The sequence below is a fragment of the Flavobacterium sp. genome (genome assembly GCF_049590715.1).
Classification (GTDB): Bacteria; Bacteroidota; Bacteroidia; order Flavobacteriales; family Flavobacteriaceae; genus Flavobacterium.
Genome location: NZ_JBAWDL010000226.1, coordinates 1 through 3,463, shown reverse-complemented (window position 1 = coordinate 3,463; position 3,463 = coordinate 1). Strand labels below are relative to the sequence as shown.

The following is a 3,463-nucleotide window of genomic DNA, read 5'->3' as shown; positions in this document are numbered from 1 at the left end:
AATCCATTGTTTTATCCGTGGTTTCTTCCATAGAAGGAACAAAAACACTAGCAAATTCGCCCGAAAGTAAACGTGACCACATACCGTGATACACATCGCCTTGCCAAAAAATATTTTTGGAACGAATAAACAAATTGGCGTTTTTCCCTTTCGAATATTCAGCTAAAGGGTAAATTAAATCATTCATTACGTATTCAAAATCCTTCGAGTAGTCCCCCATTTCTGGATAAATCATGACTGTTTTTTTTCCTTTGGCAGCATCAATAATTTTCTTATCGGTACCAATGCTGTACATGTACGGATCGTTCCCATGACCCGCCCAATAGGCAATTCCGGGTGCATTATCAAATGACGAAGCAATATTTTTAACCACCTCATCTTGCGTCAAGATGTATTTCATTCGTTTGTCTCTTTTCTCTCTGTATTTTTTATTTAATAAAGTAGAACGATCCCAATTTTCTTTATCCGAATTGGGGCTATTTAGAAAAAGTGGACTTTTATAATGCTTTTCAATATTCTCGGCCACCGATTTTGATAGCGGAGAATTAAAATTTTCGGTCATAAAATAAACTGGCAGTGGATCGCGCTCCCAAGCTGCTTTGGTATACTTTTTTAAATCGTCTCGAACTTTCTTTGAATTCTCCAAAATGGTTGTGATTTTCCCAGGAGGAACTAAGTTTTCATACTCTTTTTTCCATTTTGGATTATCGGTATTGATGATATGCACACAACTACCACCACTTTGACTACTAGCCAAAATAATCATATTGGTTTTTGGATCTTTCCACATATCATTATAGGAATATTTCCCTTTGATGATTTCGGTTTTTTTCTGATCAAAGTCTTGGGGTGCTATTAGAATATCACTTCCAATCAAAATAAAATATTTAAAATCCGGTCCGTTATTGATGATTTCAGGTTGTGCTACACGGTATCCAAAACCCAGATTAATCGGTTTTTTAGTGGTACTAAAAAGAGTAGTTTTACCCGTTTCTGGATTATAAAGTGTCACTCCAGAATTACTCGTATGTGCCGAAGTTCCTAATAAGATCTCTTGATTACCATCGTTATTTTTATCCACTATTTTCAAATCACCTACTACTTCTGAGATGTCTTTTTTATCGAAATCTCTAGTATTAAAAGGTTTTTCTTGCAGTGGTTTGAAGAAATAGAAAGCTCCTCGACTTTGCATGTGATTGTTACTAGCGTTCACCACTAAGGTTTCGGAACCGTCTTTCGCTTTTAATTTTCTTAAAAAATTGATGGTATGCGTATAATTTGTCGGTGCGTCTACACCCCAAGCTTTAAGAGTTGAATAGGTGCTGGATTTGATTTCTTTAACTAAAGCTCCATTGGCAGAAACATAATAGAAGCTTTTATCAAAACCACCACAAACTACATAAGGTGTTTTTCCGTCATTGATGACACAAACGGCATACATAGGAGGCGCATTTTTATGTCCCGTTTTGAAGGTCCATAAAAGAGTTCCTTTGTTGTTCAAGCAATATAAATTTCCATCGCCATTGGCTACCAATATTTCGTCATCGCCATCATTGTTAATATCTTCACACCAAATATCATTGGTCATAAATCCCGACAAAGTGTTTTTCCAAAGTGTTTTTCCGTCATAATCCAGCGCTAAAATAGTTCCTTCGTAACTACTCGCCACAATATAGGATTGTTTTTTGTCCATAGCGGTGCGCACCTTGGTAATCGTATAACCGGTTTCAATACTGAAAACACCTTTGGATGGCGGCGTTTCATTTGTCCTAGCCTGAATAGTACCAGCAACCATGATACCGAAAAATAGCAATGTGAAAAAAGTAGGTTTGATTTTCATTTGTTTAAATTATTAAAAAACAGTACTTCAAAAGTATTTGAAAATCAAACTCTTTTTGTATGTATCCGTTTTTATTATGTATCTGTTGATAATTTAATACAGATAATACGAAAAAAAGCCATGATACGGTGTCATGGCTTAGTTTTTTGAAATAGCTAACTACTCCTTTTTTTGGTTGCTTGAATAAATGCAAAAAACGAACTTTATAGCCCTGATAGAAGCGGCATCCTTGTGGCGGCGGGCATTTATGCCGCCACAAGATAGAGCGGATAGCAGGACGATATTTTCCTAAATGAACTATACATTCTGCTCCTTGACAAATAAACTTAGTAAGAAGCTCCACTTATTTTTTTTGCATACTAATTTTAATTTTCGACTATTCTTTAGCCACATAAAATCCGCTTCCATGAGTAGAAGCATAATATTTTCCTGGTGTAAAATAATCGATTGCAATATCATTCACACGGTCTGATTGACCGTTTCCTTTGTTTATTTTCATCCAGGTTGCACCACCATCTTTAGACAAATAAACCCCTGCATTGCGACCTTCAACATTGATATTTGCCAGCGTGGAAACTAGGATCACTTTAGGATCATATTTCGCTACCTCAACCCGATTGACCCATGGATAATCAAATACTTTTTTCCAAGATTTCATTTTTGAATCACTTACCCAAAGTCCGCCATCCTCAACTCCTGCGTTTTTGTAACCCGAAGTGATGTAAACTTTGCCATCTAGGGCAAAATGAATATCGTTTATTCCAAATTTCCCTTTTATATCAATCGTATTTTCTACTTCTTCCCATTGTTCCCCACGGTTTGTTGATTTATATAAACCTCCTTTATTCCCTTGAACCGTTGCGTATAAAACAGCAGGATTGCTAGGATCAAATTTAAGCATGGAAACATCACGTGATGGTGCTAATCCGTTATTGATTTCGGTCCAAGTGGCACCACCATCTGTCGACTTATGCACTCCAAAACCAGTTTCGCTATTGCCTACGAACTCCATACTTTGGGCTGATTTTGGTACACAAAAATACATGTTATCTGGTTGTACAGGATCAATAATCAAACTCAATTGATGTACGGATTGATCACCGCTATGTGCTTTTACTTCCCAAGCAGGAATTGGTGTGCCTTGTTCTTTCCATGTTTTACCTCCATCAATTGATTTCATTAATTTCCCTCTTTTTTCTTGTCTAAAAAACAAAGCATAATGAATTAAAGAATCTTTAGGGTGAATGGCGTAACAACTCAAAGAAGCTTCTATACCTAATAAATCATGAAAAGTTGTTGCTTGACGATTAGGCCTTTCCTCACTTTTATCATCATTGGTTACCCAAAGTGTGTTTTCTCCAGCCGAACAAAATACTTGCCCTGGAAAACGCAGATCTTGGTAAAAACCATGACCAGGAAGATTGCTGTTTCCTGCTCCAATATAACTTTCATCGTTTGATGCAGTTTTGACATCATCAATATCTACCCAAGTATCGCCTTTATCATAAGACATCAGCGAAATTTTGGCCAATTGATTGTGTAGTACAGTACCGTCTGCATTAAACTTAGCAAAATTTGAGGACTTGCGATCATATGTGTCCCGATTAATCCAATCGTGTAAAT

At 36.6% G+C, this 3,463-nt stretch carries 1 protein-coding gene and 1 pseudogene; both read right to left on the bottom strand.

Annotated features, from left to right (window positions below; genetic code table 11):
* A partial coding sequence (locus WBQ70_RS10390) for a PQQ-binding-like beta-propeller repeat protein (RefSeq protein ID WP_423913774.1) occupies nt 1-1,840 on the bottom strand: 1,840 nt, incomplete at its 3' end.
* A 376-nt stretch (nt 1,841-2,216) separates the two neighbouring features.
* Nucleotides 2,217-3,463, bottom strand: a pseudogene (locus tag WBQ70_RS10385) (hypothetical protein); the annotation flags it as partial.